Source organism: Pseudomonas sp. TE12508 (assembly GCF_056279485.1).
Genome location: NZ_JBWCCN010000004.1, coordinates 15,526 through 33,743 on the forward strand (window position 1 = coordinate 15,526; position 18,218 = coordinate 33,743).

The 18,218-nt window shown below is 60.9% G+C and carries 14 protein-coding genes; 10 read left to right on the plus strand and 4 right to left on the minus strand.

Annotated elements, in window-relative coordinates; all coding sequences use genetic code 11:
* Nucleotides 1–5: 5 nt before the first annotated feature.
* From pepP to gcvP, 8 genes are all read left to right on the plus strand, one after another.
* A complete protein-coding gene (pepP, locus tag ACZ9IM_RS06305) occupies nucleotides 6–1,340 on the plus strand; it encodes a Xaa-Pro aminopeptidase (RefSeq protein WP_427628110.1) in 1,335 nt (444 codons plus the stop codon).
* The gene (gene ubiH / locus ACZ9IM_RS06310; protein WP_427628112.1) at nucleotides 1,337–2,524 is read left to right on the plus strand and encodes a 2-octaprenyl-6-methoxyphenyl hydroxylase; all 1,188 of its coding nucleotides are present in this window, start codon (nucleotides 1,337–1,339) and stop codon (nucleotides 2,522–2,524) included. Before pepP ends, ubiH begins: the two co-directional genes overlap by 4 nt.
* A gap of 126 nt (nucleotides 2,525–2,650) precedes the next feature.
* Complete coding sequence (locus ACZ9IM_RS06315; RefSeq protein WP_427628121.1) at nucleotides 2,651–3,868, plus strand: 2-octaprenyl-3-methyl-6-methoxy-1,4-benzoquinol hydroxylase; 1,218 nt, start codon at nucleotides 2,651–2,653, stop codon at nucleotides 3,866–3,868.
* Nucleotides 3,869–4,118: 250 nt separating this feature from the next.
* On the plus strand, nucleotides 4,119–5,123 hold the full coding sequence (locus tag ACZ9IM_RS06320) for an extracellular solute-binding protein (protein ID WP_063342192.1): 1,005 nt from the start codon (nucleotides 4,119–4,121) through the stop codon (nucleotides 5,121–5,123).
* Between the two features lie 177 nt (nucleotides 5,124–5,300).
* Nucleotides 5,301–6,917 carry an ABC transporter permease gene (locus tag ACZ9IM_RS06325; RefSeq protein WP_427628115.1) on the plus strand — a complete coding sequence of 539 codons (1,617 nt, stop codon included), beginning with the start codon at nucleotides 5,301–5,303 and terminating at the stop codon, nucleotides 6,915–6,917.
* Nucleotides 6,918–7,073: 156 nt separating this feature from the next.
* A complete protein-coding gene (gene gcvT, locus ACZ9IM_RS06330; RefSeq protein ID WP_192344979.1) occupies nucleotides 7,074–8,156 on the plus strand; it encodes a glycine cleavage system aminomethyltransferase GcvT in 1,083 nt (360 codons plus the stop codon).
* Between the two features lie 50 nt (nucleotides 8,157–8,206).
* Nucleotides 8,207–8,593, plus strand: a complete 387-nt coding sequence (gcvH, locus tag ACZ9IM_RS06335; RefSeq protein ID WP_476223566.1) for a glycine cleavage system protein GcvH — start codon at nucleotides 8,207–8,209, stop codon at nucleotides 8,591–8,593.
* A 284-nt stretch (nucleotides 8,594–8,877) separates the two neighbouring features.
* The gene (gene gcvP, locus ACZ9IM_RS06340; protein WP_476223567.1) at nucleotides 8,878–11,751 is read left to right on the plus strand and encodes an aminomethyl-transferring glycine dehydrogenase; all 2,874 of its coding nucleotides are present in this window, start codon (nucleotides 8,878–8,880) and stop codon (nucleotides 11,749–11,751) included.
* Between the two features lie 170 nt (nucleotides 11,752–11,921).
* On the opposite strand, the gene ACZ9IM_RS06345 is transcribed toward gcvP, so the two are convergent.
* The 3 genes from ACZ9IM_RS06345 to ACZ9IM_RS06355 form a co-directional block, all read right to left on the minus strand.
* The gene (locus ACZ9IM_RS06345) at nucleotides 11,922–12,242 is read right to left on the minus strand and encodes a DUF2388 domain-containing protein (protein WP_008076034.1); all 321 of its coding nucleotides are present in this window, start codon (nucleotides 12,240–12,242) and stop codon (nucleotides 11,922–11,924) included.
* Nucleotides 12,243–12,384: 142 nt separating this feature from the next.
* Nucleotides 12,385–14,169, minus strand: a complete 1,785-nt coding sequence (gene tfpB / locus ACZ9IM_RS06350) for a type IV pilus assembly ATPase TfpB (RefSeq protein ID WP_008076033.1) — start codon at nucleotides 14,167–14,169, stop codon at nucleotides 12,385–12,387.
* A gap of 90 nt (nucleotides 14,170–14,259) precedes the next feature.
* Complete coding sequence (locus ACZ9IM_RS06355; protein ID WP_476223568.1) at nucleotides 14,260–14,598, minus strand: hypothetical protein; 339 nt, start codon at nucleotides 14,596–14,598, stop codon at nucleotides 14,260–14,262.
* 126 nt (nucleotides 14,599–14,724) lie between these two features.
* Between ACZ9IM_RS06355 and ACZ9IM_RS06360 the strand changes: the two genes are divergently transcribed.
* Complete coding sequence (locus ACZ9IM_RS06360; RefSeq protein WP_007940379.1) at nucleotides 14,725–15,195, plus strand: Lrp/AsnC family transcriptional regulator; 471 nt, start codon at nucleotides 14,725–14,727, stop codon at nucleotides 15,193–15,195.
* Between the two features lie 155 nt (nucleotides 15,196–15,350).
* On the opposite strand, the gene ACZ9IM_RS06365 is transcribed toward ACZ9IM_RS06360, so the two are convergent.
* Entirely contained in the window at nucleotides 15,351–16,718 is a 1,368-nt protein-coding gene (locus tag ACZ9IM_RS06365) for a CYTH domain-containing protein (protein ID WP_427628085.1), read from the minus strand.
* A gap of 178 nt (nucleotides 16,719–16,896) precedes the next feature.
* On the opposite strand from ACZ9IM_RS06365, the gene argE reads away from it, so the two are divergent.
* A complete protein-coding gene (gene argE, locus ACZ9IM_RS06370) occupies nucleotides 16,897–18,066 on the plus strand; it encodes an acetylornithine deacetylase (protein ID WP_476223569.1) in 1,170 nt (389 codons plus the stop codon).
* The last annotated feature ends 152 nt before the right edge of the window (nucleotides 18,067–18,218 follow it).

Here is an 18,218-nt window from a genome sequence, read left to right on the forward strand (position 1 = left end):
TGCCCATGATTCATATCCCGAAATCGGAATACAGCCGTCGCCGCAAGGCCCTGATGGCGCAGATGGAACCCAACAGCATCGCCATCCTGCCCGCCGCCGCGGTGGCCATCCGCAACCGCGATGTCGAGCACGTCTACCGTCAGGACAGCGATTTCCAGTACCTCAGCGGTTTCCCCGAGCCTCAAGCCGTCATCGTCTTGATGCCCGGCCGTGAGCACGGCGAATACGTGCTGTTTTGCCGGGAACGTAATGCCGAACGGGAATTGTGGGACGGACTGCGCGCCGGCCAGGAAGGCGCGATCCGCGACTTCGGCGCCGACGACGCATTCCCCATCACCGACATCGACGACATCCTGCCGGGCCTGATCGAAGGCCGTGACCGGGTGTACTCGGCCATGGGCAGCAATCCGGAATTCGATCGGCACCTGATGGACTGGATCAACGTGATCCGCTCTAAAGCGCACCTCGGCGCCCAGCCGCCGAACGAATACGTTGCCCTGGATCATCTGCTTCACGACATGCGCCTGTATAAATCGGCGGCAGAAGTGAAGGTAATGCGCGAAGCCGCACGGATTTCCGCCCAGGCCCATATTCGTGCGATGCAGGCCAGCCGTGCCGGTTTGCATGAGTTCAGCCTCGAAGCCGAGCTCGATTACGAGTTTCGCAAGGGCGGGGCGAAGATGCCGGCTTACGGTTCGATCGTCGCCGCCGGGCGCAACAGCTGCATCCTGCATTACCAGCAGAATGACGCAGTTCTCAAGGACGGCGATCTGGTGCTGATCGACGCCGGTTGCGAGATCGACTGCTACGCCAGCGACATCACCCGCACCTGGCCGGTCAATGGCAAGTATTCACCGGAGCAGAAGGCGATTTACGAGTTGGTGCTGGCTTCTCAGGAAGCCGCGTTTGCCGAAATCGCACCGAACAAGCACTGGAATCAGGCACACGAAGCCACGGTCCGGGTGATTACCGCCGGTCTGGTGAAGTTGGGCCTGTTGCAGGGCGACGTCGACGAGTTGATCGCCAGCGAAGCCTATAAAGCGTTTTACATGCACCGCGCCGGCCACTGGCTGGGCATGGATGTTCACGACGTTGGCGAGTACAAGGTCGGCGGCGAATGGCGCGTGCTGGAAGTCGGCATGGCGCTGACGGTCGAACCGGGCATTTACATTGCGCCGGACAACCAGAACGTGGCGAAGAAATGGCGCGGCATTGGCGTGCGCATCGAGGACGACGTGGTGGTCACTAAAACCGGTTGTGAAATCCTGACGAACGGCGTGCCGAAAACGGTCGCCGACATCGAGGCATTGATGGCCGCAGCACGGACACAAGCGGCATGAGTCGAGTCAATCTGGCAATCATCGGCGGTGGCCTGGTCGGCGCCAGTCTGGCGTTGGCGTTGCAGGCCGGGGCCAAGGCCCGCGGCTGGAAGATCGTGCTGATCGAACCGTTTGCCCCCGGCGACAGCTATCAACCGAGTTATGACGCCCGCTCTTCGGCGCTGTCCTATGGTGCCCGGCAGATTTATCAACGGTTGGGCGTGTGGCAGGAAATCTCCCGCCGCGCCGAGCCGATCAAGCAGATTCATGTCTCCGACCGTGGACGTTTCTCCACCGCGCGGCTGTCGGCGATGGAAGAGGGCGTTCCGGCGTTGGGTTATGTGGTGGAAAACGCCTGGCTCGGCCAATGCCTCTGGCACAGTCTGGACAAGGACGTGATCAGTTGGCGTTGCCCGGCGGAGGTCACCGGCATGGAACCGCTGACCGACGGCTATCGCCTGACGCTCAACGATGAAACCCTGGTGGAATGCGACCTTGCGGTGCTCGCCGATGGCGGCCGTTCCGGCTTGCGTGAGCAACTGGGAATCGGCATCAAGAAACGCCCGTATAACCAGAGCGCGCTGATCGCCAACATCACCCCCAGCGAAGCGCACAACGGCATGGCCTTCGAGCGTTTCACCGACGATGGTCCGATGGCTTTGCTGCCATTGCCGGACAATCGCTGCGCTTTGGTCTGGACCCGTCTGGGCATGGACGCGCAACGACTGGCAGCCCTTGATGACCGCAGCTTTCTCACTGAGCTACAGGGCATCTTCGGTTATCGTCTCGGCACGCTGAAACAGGTCGGCGCACGGCATTTGTATCCGCTGTCGCTGATCGAAGCCGAGGAACAAGTCCGCCCGCATCTGGCGATCCTCGGCAACGCCGCCCACAGCCTGCATCCGATTGCCGGGCAAGGGTTCAACCTATCGTTGCGTGACGCCCAGGCGCTGGCCGACAGTTTGTTGGGCAGCGAGACATCGCCCGGCGATTTCGCCACCTTGCAGGCCTACCGCGAGCGTCAGCGCATGGATCAGAACCTGACCGTGGGCTTCTCCGATCAGGTCACCCGCTTGTTCGGCAGCACTCAGCCGCTGGTTTCCCTGGGTCGCAACATTGGGCTGCTTGGCCTCGATCTGCTGCCGCCGGCCAAACGCTGGTTCGCCCGGCAGGCCATGGGCCTGGGTACGCGTCCCGATGACTAAGCGAAAGCCGGGCAGGGTGTACCTGCAAGTCGATATTCACGACGGCGCGAGCACTTGGGTGACGCGCGTCGGAAAAAACTTTATGAGCGGCTCAAGCCGCAAGCGAGACAGGCTTAAAGCATGGAAATGCGCGCAGATCTGCTGATTGTCGGGGCCGGAATGGTCGGCAGTGCCCTGGCGCTGGCGTTACAAAACAGTGGGCTCGAAGTCCTGCTGCTGGACGGTAGTCCCCTGAGCGTCAAACCCTTCGATGGGCAGGCTCCGTTCGAACCGCGGGTGAGCGCTTTGTCGGCGGCCAGCCAGCGAATACTCGAACGTCTGGGCGTTTGGGATGGCATCGTCAGCCGGCGCAGCAGCCCCTATACGGACATGCATGTCTGGGATGGCAGCGGCACCGGGCAGATCCATTTCTCGGCGACCAGCGTGCATGCCGAAGTGCTCGGGCATATCGTCGAGAACCGCGTGGTTCAGGACGCCTTGCTCGACCGACTGCACGACTGCGATCTGGGGATGCTGGCCAATGCGCGTCTGGAGCAGATGCGTCGCTCCGGTGACGACTGGCTGCTGACCCTGGCCGATGGCCGCACCTTGCGGGCACCTTTGGTGATCGCGGCGGATGGCGCCAACTCGGCCGTTCGGCGCCTGACCGGTGTTGCGACTCGCGAATGGGATTACATGCACCACGCGATCGTTACCAGCGTGCGCAGCTCAAAACCCCATCGAATGACTGCGTGGCAACGATTCACTGACAACGGTCCGCTGGCGTTTCTGCCGCTGGAGCGGGACGGTCAACAGGATTGGTGCTCGATTGTCTGGTCGACCACGCCGAGCGAAGCCGAGCGCTTGATGGCGCTGGATGACGAAGGCTTTTGCAAGGAGCTGGAGCGGGCCTTCGAGGGCTGCCTCGGCACGGTGCTCAGCGCCGACCCGCGTCTGTGCGTGCCGCTGCGTCAGCGTCATGCCAAGCGTTACGTAGCTGAAGGCCTGGCGCTGATCGGCGACGCGGCCCACACCATTCATCCGCTGGCCGGGCAGGGCGTGAACCTCGGTTTCCTCGATGCCGCGGTGCTGGCCGAAGTGCTGCTACAAGCGGCCACGCGCGGCGAGCGGTTGGCGGACGTGAAAGTGCTCAGTCGCTATGAGCGTCGGCGCATGCCTCACAACCTGGCATTGATGGCGGCGATGGAAGGGTTCGAGCGATTGTTCCAGGCCGATCCGTTGCCGGTGCGCTGGTTGCGTAATACCGGGTTGAAGATGGTCGATCAGATGCCCGAGGCCAAGGCGTTGTTCGTGCGTGAGGCGCTTGGGTTGATTGGGGATCTGCCGGCGTTGGCCAAGGCCTGAAGCGGGCACGGTTCTGTGGCGAGGGGGCTTGCCCCCGTTGGACTGCGAAGCAGTCCCGGCATTTTCTCAGACAAAATCTGCAATCCGATTTGCGACCGCTGCGCGCTCGAACGGGGGCAAGCCCCCTCGCCACATTGCCATTCATTCGATTGTGCAACATCCGGTAACGCCTCCACTCACTGTCCGATTGAGATGCGAAATGTGAGTCCTTATCATTCGCTCTCACTTCCCCATTCGAGAGACCGCTTCCATGTTGGCACCCAAGCGTCTACTGACCGCACTGGCCCTGACCCTGATTGGCAGCACCGCCGCCCAGGCCGCCGACGAGGTGGTGGTTTACTCCTCGCGTATCGATGAGTTGATCAAGCCAGTCTTCGATGTCTACACCCAGAAAACCGGCGTGCAGGTGAAGTTCATCACCGACAAGGAGGCGCCGCTGATGCAGCGGATCAAGGCCGAGGGCGAAAACGCCACTGCCGATCTGCTGCTGACCGTCGACGCCGGCAACCTCTGGCAGGCCGAGCAGATGGGCATCCTCCAGCCGTTCACTTCCAAGGTGATCGACGCCAACATCCCACTGCAATACCGCGCTTCCTCCCATGCCTGGACCGGCCTCAGCCTGCGGGCACGGACCATCGCCTACTCCACCGACCGGGTGAAACCCGGTGAGCTGACCACCTACGAGGCGCTGGCCGACAAGCAGTGGGAAGGCCGCCTGTGCCTGCGCACGGCGAAGAAGGTCTACAACCAGTCCCTGACCGCCACCATGATCGAAGTCCATGGCGCTGAGAAAACCGAGAAAATCCTCAAGGGCTGGGTCAATAACCTGTCCACCGACGTGTTCTCCGACGACATTGCCGTGCTGGAGGCGATCAACGCCGGCCAGTGCGACGTAGGTATCGTCAACACTTACTACTACGGCCGTCTGCACAAACAGAAGCCAGACCTGCCAGTGAAGCTGTTCTGGCCGAATCAGGGCGACCGTGGCGTGCACGTCAACCTGTCGGGCATTGGCCTGACCAAACACGCGCCACACCCAGAAGCCGCCAAGGCGCTGGTGGAGTGGATGACCACGCCTGAAGCGCAGAAGATTTTCGCTGACGTGAATCAGGAATTCCCGGCCAACCCTGCCGTTCAGCCTTCAGCTGAAGTAGCGAGCTGGGGCAAGTTTGTGGCCGACACCTTGCCGGTGGAAATCGCTGGCAAGCGTCAGGCTGAAGCGATCCGGATGATGGATCGGGCTGGCTGGAACTGAGTCTGTCGATATACTGCGCCACAGAATGAAGTCGGCGGTGCCCCTGCCGGCCTGATCGTTCCCACGCTCTGCGTGGGAATGCATCCACCGACGCTCCGCGTCGAGGCGTGACGCAGAGCGTCACAAGATGTGTGCCCACGCAGAGCGTGGGCACAATCATTTAAACGAGAGCTTTCCTTGGCCCACCCCGCCCAACGCCGCTGGTATCCCCTGGTCTTCGCCATTGCTGCGCTGGTCTTGCTGCCCCTGAGCGTTCTGCTTTTTTCCTGGCAAATCATCGATCAGCAGATCTGGTCCCACCTGTGGGACACCCAGATGCCGCGGTTGCTGGGCAATACCCTGACGCTGGTACTCGGCGTCGGTTTTGGCGTAACGCTGCTGGGCGTCAGCCTGGCCTGGCTCACCAGCCTCTGCGAGTTTCCCGGGCGGCGTTGGCTGGACTGGGCGCTGATGTTGCCCTTTGCGATTCCTGCTTATGTGCTGGCATTTGTCTTCGTTGGCCTGCTGGATTTCGCCGGCCCCGTGCAAACCTTGCTGCGCGAATGGTTTGGCAGCGGTTTGAGGCTGCCGCGAGTGCGCTCCACCGGCGGTGTGATTCTGGTACTGGTGCTGGTTTTTTATCCGTACGTTTACCTCTTGGCACGTAGCGCATTCCTGGCTCAGGGCAAAGGCTTGATGGAAGCAGCGCGAGTCCTTGGGCAATCCCCGTGGCAGGCGTTCTGGCGGGTTGCATTGCCGATGGCACGTCCGGCCATTGGCGCGGGCGTGGCGTTGGCGCTAATGGAAACCCTGGCGGATTTCGGTGCCGTGTCGGTGTTCAACTTCGATACGTTCACCACCGCTATCTACAAAACCTGGTACGGCTTTTTCAGTCTTTCCACGGCTGCGCAACTGGCCAGCCTGTTGCTGTTGGTGGTGATGGTCGTGCTGTATGGCGAGCGCCGTGCCCGCGGGGCCAATCGGGCGAGCAACGAACGACCGCGGGTCAAGGCGTTGTATCACCTGCGCGGGGTCAAGGCGCTGGCGGCCATGAGCTGGTGTGGTCTGGTATTTGCCTGCGCCTTCGTCATTCCCGTGCTGCAACTGGTGGTGTGGTTTTGGCAACGTGGGCGCTTCGATCTGGATGAGCGTTATGCCGGATTGATTATCCATACCCTGTACCTGGGCGGCATGGCAGCATTGATCACCGTCAGTGTCGCTCTGGTGCTGGCCTTTGCCCGTCGATTGGCGCCGACCCGGGCGATCCGCTCCGGCATCAGTCTGGCTAACCTTGGCTACGCCTTGCCGGGCTCGGTGCTGGCGGTGTCGATCATGCTGGCGTTCAGTTACCTGGATCGCGAACTGGTGATCCCGCTGTCGGGATGGCTTGGCGGCGCGGGCAAACCGTTGCTGCTGGGCAGTCTGTCGGCGTTGTTGCTGGCCTATCTGGTGCGTTTTATCGCGGTGGCCTATGGACCGCTGGAAAGCAGCCTGGCGCGAATACGGCCATCTTTGCCCGAAGCAGCACGTAGCCTTGGCGTCAGTGGGCCACGACTGTTTTTCAAAGTGTATCTGCCGTTGCTGCTGCCGGGCACATTGAGCGCAGCGTTGCTGGTGTTCGTCGACGTGCTCAAGGAAATGCCCGCAACCCTGCTGATGCGCCCGTTTGGCTGGGACACGCTGGCGGTTCGGATCTTTGAAATGACCAGCGAAGGCGAGTGGGCGAGGGCCTCGTTGCCGGCACTGACCCTGGTGTTGGTCGGGTTGTTACCGGTCATCGGATTGATCCGACGTTCGGCGCATCGAAACGCGTAGGTGTCAGTCCTACACCTTGCGGCTACAATGCGCGGCATTCGGTGCGGTCCGTCCTCGGATCGGGTTGCTGAAATCGGCTGAAAGCCTTTTATTTCAAGGCATATCATCCCGTGCAGCGCCTGCCCGCACCTTCGCCACGCCCGGAAGGAGAAACCCATGGGACAGCGTACGCCTCTGTACGACCTTCATCTCGCCCTCGGCGCGAAGATGGTCGATTTTGGCGGTTGGGATATGCCTCTGCATTACGGCTCGCAGGTTGAGGAACACCATCAGGTGCGCCGCGATTGCGGGGTTTTCGATGTATCCCACATGACCGTGATCGATGTTGACGGCCCCCAGGCCAAGGCCTGGCTTCAGTATTTACTGGCCAATGACGTCGAGCGTCTGCACAGCCCCGGCCGTGCCTTGTACAGCGCCATGCTCAACGAGCACGGCGGCATCGTCGACGACATGATCGTCTATCGTCTCGAGGACGGTTATCGCCTGGTGGTCAACGCCTCCACCCGTAATCAGGACCTGGCCTGGATGCAAGCTCATCTCGGCGACTTCGATGTGCGGCTCAACGAGCGCTCCGAGCTGGCGATGCTGGCCATTCAAGGGCCTCACGCCCGGCACAAGATTGCCGAACTGGTGACTCAGTCCCGTGGCACGCTGATTCAGCAGCTCAAATATTTCGAAGGTCAGACTGACGGTGACTGGTTCATCGCGCGCACCGGTTACACCGGTGAGGATGGTCTGGAAATCGTGCTGCCCGCCGACCAGGCACCGGGCTTTTTCAACGATCTGGTGGGCGCGGGTATTTCCCCGATCGGCCTCGGCGCGCGCGATACCTTGCGTGTCGAAGCCGGCATGAACCTCTACGGTCAGGACATTCATCAAGAAGTTTCGCCATTGGCCTCCAACATGGCCTGGAGCATTGCCTGGGAACCGGCCACGCGCCAGTTCATTGGCCGCACTGCCCTGGAAGCCGAACAGGCCAATGGCGTACAGCACAAACTGGTGGGTCTGGTCCTGGAAGAGCGTGGGGTTTTGCGGGCGCATCAGGTGGTTCGTATCGCCGATGTTGGCGAAGGGGAGATCACCAGTGGTAGTTTCTCTCCTACGCTTAGCAAGTCGATTGCACTGGCGCGCGTACCGGTGGCCACCGCTGACCGCGCCGAAGTGGAAATCCGTGGCAAGTGGTACCCGGTTCGAGTGGTCAAACCGACCTTCGTACGCCACGGCAAAACCTTGATCTAACTTTTTTTGGCGGGCAATGACCGCTGACATTTTTCTTGAGGACACAGAACATGAGCGAAATCCCTGTCGACCTGCGTTTTGCCGAAAGTCACGAATGGGCCCGTCTAGACCATGATGGCGGCGTGAAAGTGGGTATTTCAGACCATGCTCAGGAAGCCTTGGGTGACGTAGTGTTCGTTGAGCTGCCGGAAATCGGCAAAGTGTTCGCTGCCGGTGAGGCTGCGGGTGTCGTCGAGTCGGTCAAGGCGGCCTCCGATATCTACTCGCCAGTTTCCGGCACCGTCATTGCCGTCAACGAAGACTTGGCCAACAACCCGGAACTGGTCAACAGCGCGCCTTATGACAGCTGGTTCTTCAAACTCGAGCCAAGCGATACCTCCGAGCTGGACAAGCTGCTGCTCGATGCAGGTGCCTACAAGGCGGCCATCGGCGAATAAGCTTTCAGCGTTACCTCAAAGCCCCGATTATCCGGGGCTTTTTTGTATCTGCCAACTTGATGCGCTGAGGACTAAATGTGGGAGCGGCGGTGCGACGATTCGACTTGCTCGCGAAAGCTATTAATCATTCAGCGTATATGGCGACTGACCCACCGCTTTCGCGAGCAAGCCCGCTCCCACAGGGTAAGTGTCAAGCTCCCCACAGGCTCGCTGTCGGCAGCGACTGCTATGCTGGTTTGACCGCATTGCATCGACGCCGAGCGCCAGTCAAGAGAGAGCCCGTCATGTCCCAGTTGCCGTCCTTGAGCCAGTTACGCGACCCCTATACCTTCCTGCGCCGCCATCTGGGCCCCGATGCCGCCGAGCAGCAGGCGATGCTCGACAGCCTCGGTCTTGGTAGCCGGGTCGAACTGATCGAGCAGACGGTGCCGCCGGGAATCCGCCTCAACCGGCCGCTGGACTTGCCGCCGGCCCTCGACGAAGAAGCCGCGCTGGCCAAGTTGCGGGGCTACGCCGAGCAGAACCAGGTCTGGACCAGCCTGATCGGCATGGGATACCACGGCACCCTCACGCCGGCCGTCATCCTGCGCAACGTGCTGGAAAATCCCGGTTGGTACACCGCCTATACCCCCTATCAACCGGAGATCGCTCAAGGCCGGCTCGAAGCGTTGCTGAATTTCCAGCAGCTGACCATCGACCTGACCGGCCTGGAACTGGCCAACGCCTCGCTGCTGGATGAAGCCACGGCGGCAGCCGAGGCCATGGCGCTGGCCAAGCGCGTGGCCAAATCCAGAAGTAACCTGTTTTTCGTCGATGAGAATTGCCACCCGCAGACCATCTCCGTCGTGCGGACCCGGGCCGAAGGGTTTGGTTTCGAGTTGATCATCGATGCTGTGGATAACTTGAAAAAACACCAGGTGTTCGGCGCATTGCTGCAATATCCCGACACCCACGGTGAAGTGCGCGATCTGCGCCCATTGATCGATCATCTGCATGCCCAGCATGCCTTGGCCTGTGTGGCGACCGATCTGCTAAGCCTGCTGTTGCTGACCCCGCCGGGGGAGCTAGGCGCCGACGTGGTGTTCGGTTCGTCCCAGCGCTTCGGCGTGCCCATGGGCTACGGCGGTCCCCACGCGGCGTTTTTTGCCAGTCGCGACGAGTACAAACGGGCGATTCCCGGGCGGATCATCGGCGTGTCGAAAGATGCGCGCGGCAACGTCGCCCTGCGCATGGCCCTGCAAACCCGCGAGCAACATATCCGCCGGGAGAAGGCCAACTCCAACATCTGCACCGCTCAGGTGCTGCTGGCCAATATCGCCAGTTTCTACGCGGTCTACCATGGACCGGAAGGGCTAAAACGGATTGCCCAGCGCGTCCATCGGCTGACCTGCATCCTCGCCGCCGGCCTGGAGCGTCACGGGATCACCCGTCTCAACCAGAATTTCTTCGACACCCTGACCCTGGAGGTGGGGGGCACTCAGACGGCGATCATCGAAAGTGCCCAGGCGGCGCAGATCAATTTGCGCATTCTCGGCCGTGGGCAGCTGGGACTGAGCCTCGACGAAACCTGTGACGAAACCACCGTGGCGAAGCTGTTCGATGTGTTTCTCGGTGCCGATCATGGGCTCAATGTCGACGACCTGGACGCTGAAACGCTGGTATCCGGCATTCCTGCCGGGTTGCAGCGCAGTACACCTTATCTGCGTCATCCGGTGTTCAACGCTCATCACAGCGAAACCGAAATGCTGCGTTACCTCAAACAGCTGGAAAACAAAGACCTGGCGCTCAATCAATCGATGATTCCGCTGGGCTCTTGCACCATGAAGCTCAACGCTACCAGCGAGATGATCCCCATCACCTGGCCGCAGTTCGCCAACCTGCATCCGTTTGTGCCGAAAGAGCAAGTGGTGGGTTATTCCTTGATGATCGAGGAGCTGGAGCGCTGGCTCTGCGCGATCACCGGTTTCGATGCGATCTGCATGCAACCCAACTCGGGCGCTCAGGGCGAGTACGCCGGGTTACTGGCGATTCGCAAATATCACGAGAGCCGCCATCAGGGCGCGCGGGATATCTGCCTGATCCCGTCATCGGCCCACGGCACCAACCCGGCTTCGGCGCAAATGGCCGGTATGCGGGTGGTGATCGTCGAGTGCGATGAGGCGGGTAATGTCGATCTGGATGATCTGAAGGAAAAGGCCACGGCGGCGGGGGATAAACTCGCCTGCCTGATGGCGACTTATCCTTCGACCCACGGGGTTTACGAGGAAGGCATCAGCGAGATCTGTGAAGTTATCCACAGCCATGGCGGTCAGGTGTACATGGATGGTGCCAACCTCAACGCGCAGGTTGGATTGGCACGGCCGGCAGACATCGGTGCCGACGTGTCGCACATGAACCTGCACAAAACCTTCTGTATTCCCCACGGCGGTGGCGGGCCGGGGATGGGCCCGATTGGCGTTCGGGCGCACCTGGCACCGTTTGTTGCCAATCACCCGGTAGTGCCAATCGATGGCCCGCTGCCGGAAAACGGCGCAGTGAGCGCGGCACCTTGGGGCAGTGCAAGCATTCTGCCCATCAGCTGGATGTACATCGCCATGATGGGGCCGCAACTGGCGGATGCGAGCGAGGTGGCGATTCTCGCCGCGAATTACCTGGCGCAGCATTTGGCCGGCGCATTTCCAGTGCTCTACACCGGGCGCAACGAGCGAGTGGCCCACGAATGCATTCTCGACTTGCGACCGCTCAAGGCACAGACCGGGATCAGTGAAGAGGACGTTGCCAAACGCCTGATGGACTACGGCTTCCATGCGCCGACCATGTCATTCCCGGTGCCGGGGACGTTGATGGTCGAACCGACCGAGAGTGAATCGAAGGCGGAGCTGGACCGTTTTATCGGCGCGATGCTGAGTATCCGCGCGGAAATCACCGAGGTGCAGAACGGCAACTGGCCGGCAGAGGACAACCCGCTGAAACGCTCGCCGCATACCTTGGCCGACATCACCGGGGTTTGGGAGCGGCCGTACAGCATCGAGCGGGCGGTGACGCCGGATGCTCACACCAAGGCCCATAAGTACTGGCCGGTGGTGAACCGCGTGGACAATGTCTACGGTGACCGCAACCTGTTTTGCGCGTGTGTGCCGGTGGATGAATACCGCTGAATTCACGAGAGATGAAGATCTAATGTGGGAGCGGGGGGGGGGGGGGGGGGGGGGGGGGGGGGGGGCCCCCCCCCCCCCCCCCCCCCAAAACCCCCCCGCTCCCACAATGGATCGCATTTCAGGCAAAAAAATGCCGCTCATGAGAGCGGCATCTTGTTCAGCAACGAACCTTACTTCGAGGCGATGGCATTCTTCGCCAGGATGGCGTTCGCCAGTTCCATGTCCGTGGCTTGCAGGCCAGGGTTGTCGGCACGGACTTTCTGTATGGCGGCTTCCAGGTACGGGCCGCGAATGGCGCCGTCACTGGCGACAAAGCTGCCGGCGTCGTCCTGGGCGGCGACGACCAGCTTGTGATCCCTGGAGGTCAGGTAGGAGGTACCGGTGGTGGCACCGGACGTAAGGACGTTACGCAAAAAGCTGTCATCAGCCATCGCCGAACCGACTTGAAGGGACAACACGGCGAAAGTAGCGACAGCAAGTTTGAGACGCATAAAAGGTGACTCCACTGGGTTTTAACTGCGGGCTTTGATTGCCAATAACCCAATCGAGTTCCGTGACGTTAGTCGGCTCGCCTACGAGGAATGCAGGCTTCGCAGCTGCTACAAACAAGGAGTGTATAGCGGTTGAAATGGCCTACTTCTGCTCACTCTGCGGCGTCACTCGCAACACCTCTTCGATCGTGGTCAAACCCGCCGCCACTTTCTGCGCCCCCGACAAGCGCAAACTGCGCATGCCTTCCTTGAAGGCCTGACGGCGGACCGCGAGCAAATCGGTATCAGGGTTGATCAGCGCTTTGATGCCGTCAGTCAGTTGCATGATTTCGTACACCCCGGCGCGGCCGCGATAGCCGGTTTCGCGGCATTCCAGGCAACCGATGGCGCGTTGTGCATTACCTGGCAGTGGCGCTTGCCAAGGCCGGGTCAGGGTTTGCCAGTCGTCCTCGCCCAAAGTTAATGGCGCCTTGCAATGCGGGCAGAGGGTCCGGACCAGACGCTGGGCCATGACCCCGAGCACCGTGGCCTTGATCAGGTAATGCGGCACGCCGAGCTCCAGCAGGCGGCTGATGGCGCTCGGGGCGTCGTTGGTGTGCAACGTCGACAGCACCAAGTGGCCAGTGAGTGCTGCCTGAATCGCCATCTCGGCGGTTTCGAGGTCGCGGATCTCGCCAATCATGATGATGTCCGGGTCCTGCCGCATGAGTGCGCGCACGCCGGCGGCAAAGGTCAGGTCAATGTTGTGCTGGACCTGCATCTGATTGAACGCTGGCTCGACCATTTCGATCGGGTCTTCAATGGTGCAGAGGTTGACCTCCGGCGTCGCCAGTTTCTTCAGGGTGGTGTACAGCGTGGTGGTCTTGCCTGAACCCGTCGGCCCGGTCACCAGAATGATGCCATTGGGCTGGCGGGTCATGTCTTGCCAGCGACGCAGGTCATCGGCGGAAAAACCCAGCTGATCGAAGTCCTTGAGCAGCACTTCCGGGTCAAAGATCCGCATGACCATCTTCTCGCCGAACGCCGTCGGCAATGTCGACAGCCGCAGCTCGACTTCGCCACCATCCGGGGTTTTGGTTTTGACCCGGCCGTCCTGTGGTTTGCGTTTTTCTGCGACGTTCATCCGCCCCAGGCTTTTCAGGCGGCTGACGATGGCCATGGTCACCTGCGGCGGGAATTGATAGACGTTGTGCAGCACGCCGTCGATGCGAAAGCGCACCGTGCCTTGCTCGCGCCGGGGTTCGATGTGGATATCGCTGGCCCGTTGCTGGAACGCGTACTGGAACAGCCAATCGACGATGTTGACGATGTGCGCATCGTTGGCGTCCGGCTCCTGGTCGCTGGCGCCGAGGTTGAGCAACTGTTCGAAGTTGCCCAGGGTGCTTATTTGTTGATCAGCGTTGGTGGCGCCGGTGACCGATTTAGCCAGGCGGAAAAACTCCACGCTGAAGCGCTGGATGTCCACCGGGTTGGCCACTACGCGCTTGATCGGCACCTTCAGCACGTGGGTCAGGTCGGCTTCCCAGCTGCTGACGAAGGGCTGGGCGCTGGCCACGGTGACGGCGTCGCGGTCGATGGATACCGCCAGAATCTTGTGGCGTTGGGCGAAGGCATAGGACATCAGCGGCGTGATGGCCGCGACGTTGATTTTCAGCGGGTCGATGCGCAAGTAAGGCTGACCAGCCTGCTGAGACAGCCAGAGTGTCAGGCTTTCCAGATCGAGGTGTTTGCCGGGACGGCTGAGGTCGTCCAGGTGTTGGCTGGCGATGAATTCCAGCGGGTGCTGCTGACCATTTATGGCGTGACGGCGGCGGGCGTTGAGCGCGTGCTCGGCCGAATCCTGGCTGATAAAGCCTTGGGCGACCAATTCACGCAGCAAATCATTGAGGTCCAGCCAGCGGTCCTGAGTGGCGAGTTGAACGGACATGCGGGCTCCTTTTGAACAACCGTTCGCAAAGGATAGTCGCGCACCCGCAGACCGTTGGGCCACTACCCGACCAAGGCATGTCGTTTCTTTTCAGCCTGCCGCCTGAGCCGGCTCTTCCCACGCAGAATCAGCCGCTTGCAGGTTCACCGAGCAGACGCTGATCAGGTTACGTAATTTTTCCGCGATCACTTGAGCACGGTGCCAGCTCAGGCCGTCCATGACGATATCGACCGTCAGTAGATCGTCCATGCGCTGCACGTTGACCTGCTGCGGCGTCAGAAACTGCAAGGCGAAAAGATTGAGCGCCCGACACAGCAGATCCGGCTCGGCCTCGGCCAGTAATTGATAGTGAACGCGGCAGTGGGCGTTGCTGACGTTCCAGACATCGGCGCGGGCGGGCGGGGTGTTCACGGCTTCTAAATGCGGCATGGTCGGGCTCCAAAATCACTGGAGGAATTTTTACATTCGGTGCTGGGCATTTCTTATCTATGATTGGGCTTATTGACCATTTATCGAATAGAGCAATTCGATTTATTACCTACTATGGGTTTTTCTATGCACAGCGAGCTGGATGGCTACGACCGCAAGATTCTCGCGTTGCTGCAAGAGGACGCTTCGCTCTCCAGCGCGCAGATCGCCGAACAGGTGGGGCTCTCGCAGTCGCCGTGCTGGCGGCGGATTCAGCGGATGAAGGAAGAAGGGATCATTCGTGGTCAGGTGACATTGCTTGACCGCAAGAAAATCGGCCTTAACACGCAGATATTCGCCGAGATCAAACTCAACGCCCACGGACGTTCGAACTTCACCGAGTTCACCGAGGCGATTCGCGGTTTTCCCGAAGTGCTGGAATGTTATGTGCTGATGGGGGCGGTGGATTTCTTGCTGCGGATCGTCACGGCGGACATCGAGGCTTATGAGCGCTTCTTCTTCGAGAAGCTGTCGATGGTGCCGGGGATTCAGGAGGTCAACTCGATCGTGGCTTTGTCGGAAATCAAATCCACGACGAGTTTGCCGGTGTTGCGCTGAGGATGTTCGAAGGCTTTTGTGGCGAGGGGGCTTGCCCCCGTTCGGCTGCGAAGCAGTCGTAAACCCAGCCAACCCGTTATGCCTGATGCACCGCGTTGGCTGGTTTTGGGAGTCCTTCGGCCTCCAACGGGGGCAAGCCCCCTCGCCACAGGGTCTTACAGACGCAGCAAAGTCTTCCAGGCGCGATTCTGATACACCGCAATCGCCTGGTGCTTACGCGCATCCAGCGATTCATCGGTGATCGGTTCGTTGGCCAGTTGCGTCAGTTTGTTCAGCTCACCGTACAGGCGATCCATTTCCGGGATCTCCAGTACGCTGCGGGCATGGTGCAGCCAGGCCTGGATGCGCTCGATACGCGGCAGTTGCTCGGCCAGGTCTTCCGGCTGTTGCTGATAACGCTGCAATTGCAGCGAGTTGGCTTCTTCGCCCAGCATGCGCGGCAGCCAGCTGCCCAGTTGTGCAGCGCCCTGGCGATTACCGCGGACGTTGCGATCGGCGGCCCAGGTGCGGGCCAGCAGCCAGCGCGAAGTGTTCAGGGAGAACAGGCCCCAACGTGGGTCTTCCAGCTCTTCGAGGAACTGCTCTGGTGCGGCTTTGCGCACGTCTTCGTCGTCCAGGCCGGCTTGTACCAGCGGGCGCCAGTCTTCCAGCAGGGCATCCAGCGCGACCCGCAGATCGTGAGTCGACTGACGCGGTGCGGCCTGACCGAGGCTGCTGATCAGCGCGCGCATTTCAGCGAGGTTCTCGACCCAGTCCTGCAACAGGCGCCAGTGGCCATTGAAGCGATACTGCTCGGCCAGACGCTGGCTGCTGCTCAGCAAATGCCAGCTCAGGGCGGCGAACGCATCGTCCAGCGGCATTTCGGCGGTGATCTGCGGTGCCGGCAAGCTCAGCGAGTAGCTGTTGGCGTCGAACAGGCGATAACCGCGTTCGGCCTTGCTGATGTCACACGGCATCAGCGCCAGTGTTGCAGCCAGTTCGGCGGCCAGCTCCAGCAGCGCGGCCGGTTCGCCTTCGCGCAACTCCAGTTCCAGCTCGCAGATTTCTTCTTTCTGCTTGCCGACCACCACGTGGCCCAGGTCCAGCGCGGCTTCGATGACCACTTTGGTTTTGCCACGACCCCAAGCGATTTCCGCGCGTTCGCGAACGAAATCGGTGGTGAAGATGGCTTTCAGGGTTTTCTTGTCCAGCTCGGCCAGCTCTTCGGGCCAGCATTCACCGTCGAGTTTCTTAACGTCGAGCTTGGCTTTGGGCAAATTCCAGTCGTACTCGTGGCGCTCGGACAGACCGGCGACGCTCTGGCCACGGGTCTTGAGGGTCTGAATCACTTCTTCGCCATCGCGGCGCAGGCGCAGGGCAACCTTGGCGCGGGCCAGGTCGCGCTCAGGCGTGTCGAAGTACTGATTCATCAACTCACGGCGTTCCCAGCCACTTTTGTTGCGTTTCTTGAGTAGCGGGTGCTCGCGCAGGGCGGCGAGGGTTTCGCGGCTGACGCGGAGTTTGATTTCGGTTTCTTTCTGCATGGCCGGAAAATCCAGGATCGGGAGCGCAGCCGGGGGAATGTGTGGCTGCCAAGGTCGTGCAGTGTACAGGACTCATTCGAGATAGGGTCTGTTGACGCTTGGTGACGCGTCGCGGCGGTTTATTCCTGTCGTCGGATGGTTCTATGATGGACTTCAATTCGGGAGTTGGGAGTCAGCGATGCCTTTGCCGTCCATGAAAGATCAGTTCGCTGCGCTGATCGCCGCGCCGTCCGTCAGCTGTACCCAACCCAGCCTGGATCAAACCAATCGGCCGGTCATCGACTTGTTGGCGACATGGCTTGGGGACTTGGGTTTTGCCTGCGATATCCAGCAGGTCAGCCCCGGCAAATTCAATCTGCTGGCCAGTTTTGGCTCCGGCCCCGGCGGCCTGGTGCTGGCTGGTCACAGCGATACAGTGCCCTACGACGAGGCGTTGTGGCAGACCGACCCGTTGAAACTGACGGAAGTGGACGGTCGTTGGGTCGGCTTGGGCAGTTGCGACATGAAGGGTTTTTTCGCCTTGGTCATCGAAGCCGTCAAACCCTTGCTCGACCAACCGTTCAAGCAACCCTTGCTGATCCTCGCCACTTGCGATGAAGAAAGCTCGATGTCTGGCGCTCGCGCTCTGGCCGAAGCCGGACGTCCGCTGGGCCGGGCCGCGGTGATCGGCGAGCCGACCGGGCTGAAGCCGATCCGGATGCACAAAGGCGTGATGATGGAGCGCATCGACATCCTCGGTCAGAGCGGCCATTCCTCGGACCCGCGTCTGGGCCACAGCGCCCTCGAAGCCATGCACGACGCCATGGGCGAATTGCGCGGCCTGCGCCTGGCGTGGCAGCGCGAATTCCATAACCCGCAGTTCAGCGTGCCGCAGCCGACCCTTAACTTCGGCTGCATCCATGGGGGCGACAATCCCAACCGAATCTGCGGCCAGTGCTCGCTGGAGTTCGACTTGCGTCCGTTGCCGGGCATGGACCCCAAAGCGCTGCGCGCGGCGATTCTGCAGAAGCTCAATCCGATTGCCGAACGGCACAAGGTGAAGATCGATTACGCGCCGCTGTTCCCCGAAGTGCCATCCTTCGAGCAGGCCGAGGACTCGGAATTGGTGAGGGTTGCCGAAAAGCTCACCGGCCATCGCGCCGAAGCAGTGGCGTTCGGCACGGAAGCGCCTTATCTTCAGCGTCTTGGTTGTGAAACACTGGTATTGGGACCGGGCGACATCGCCTGCGCACACCAACCGGGGGAATACCTCGAAATGTCACGTTTGCAGCCTACCGTGCATCTATTACGTCAACTGATTGAACATTACTGCCTGACACCGGCCAAAACGGCGATGCCGGTCAGTTGAGCGCAACCCATGTGGGAGCGGGCTTGCTCGCGAATAGGGAGTGTCAGTTGATATTAATGTGTCTGATACGCCGCCTTCGCGAGCAAGCCCGCTCCCACAGGTTCTGTGTTTTGGCTGACTAAACGTATAAATTGCCAGTGTCCCAACCCGTA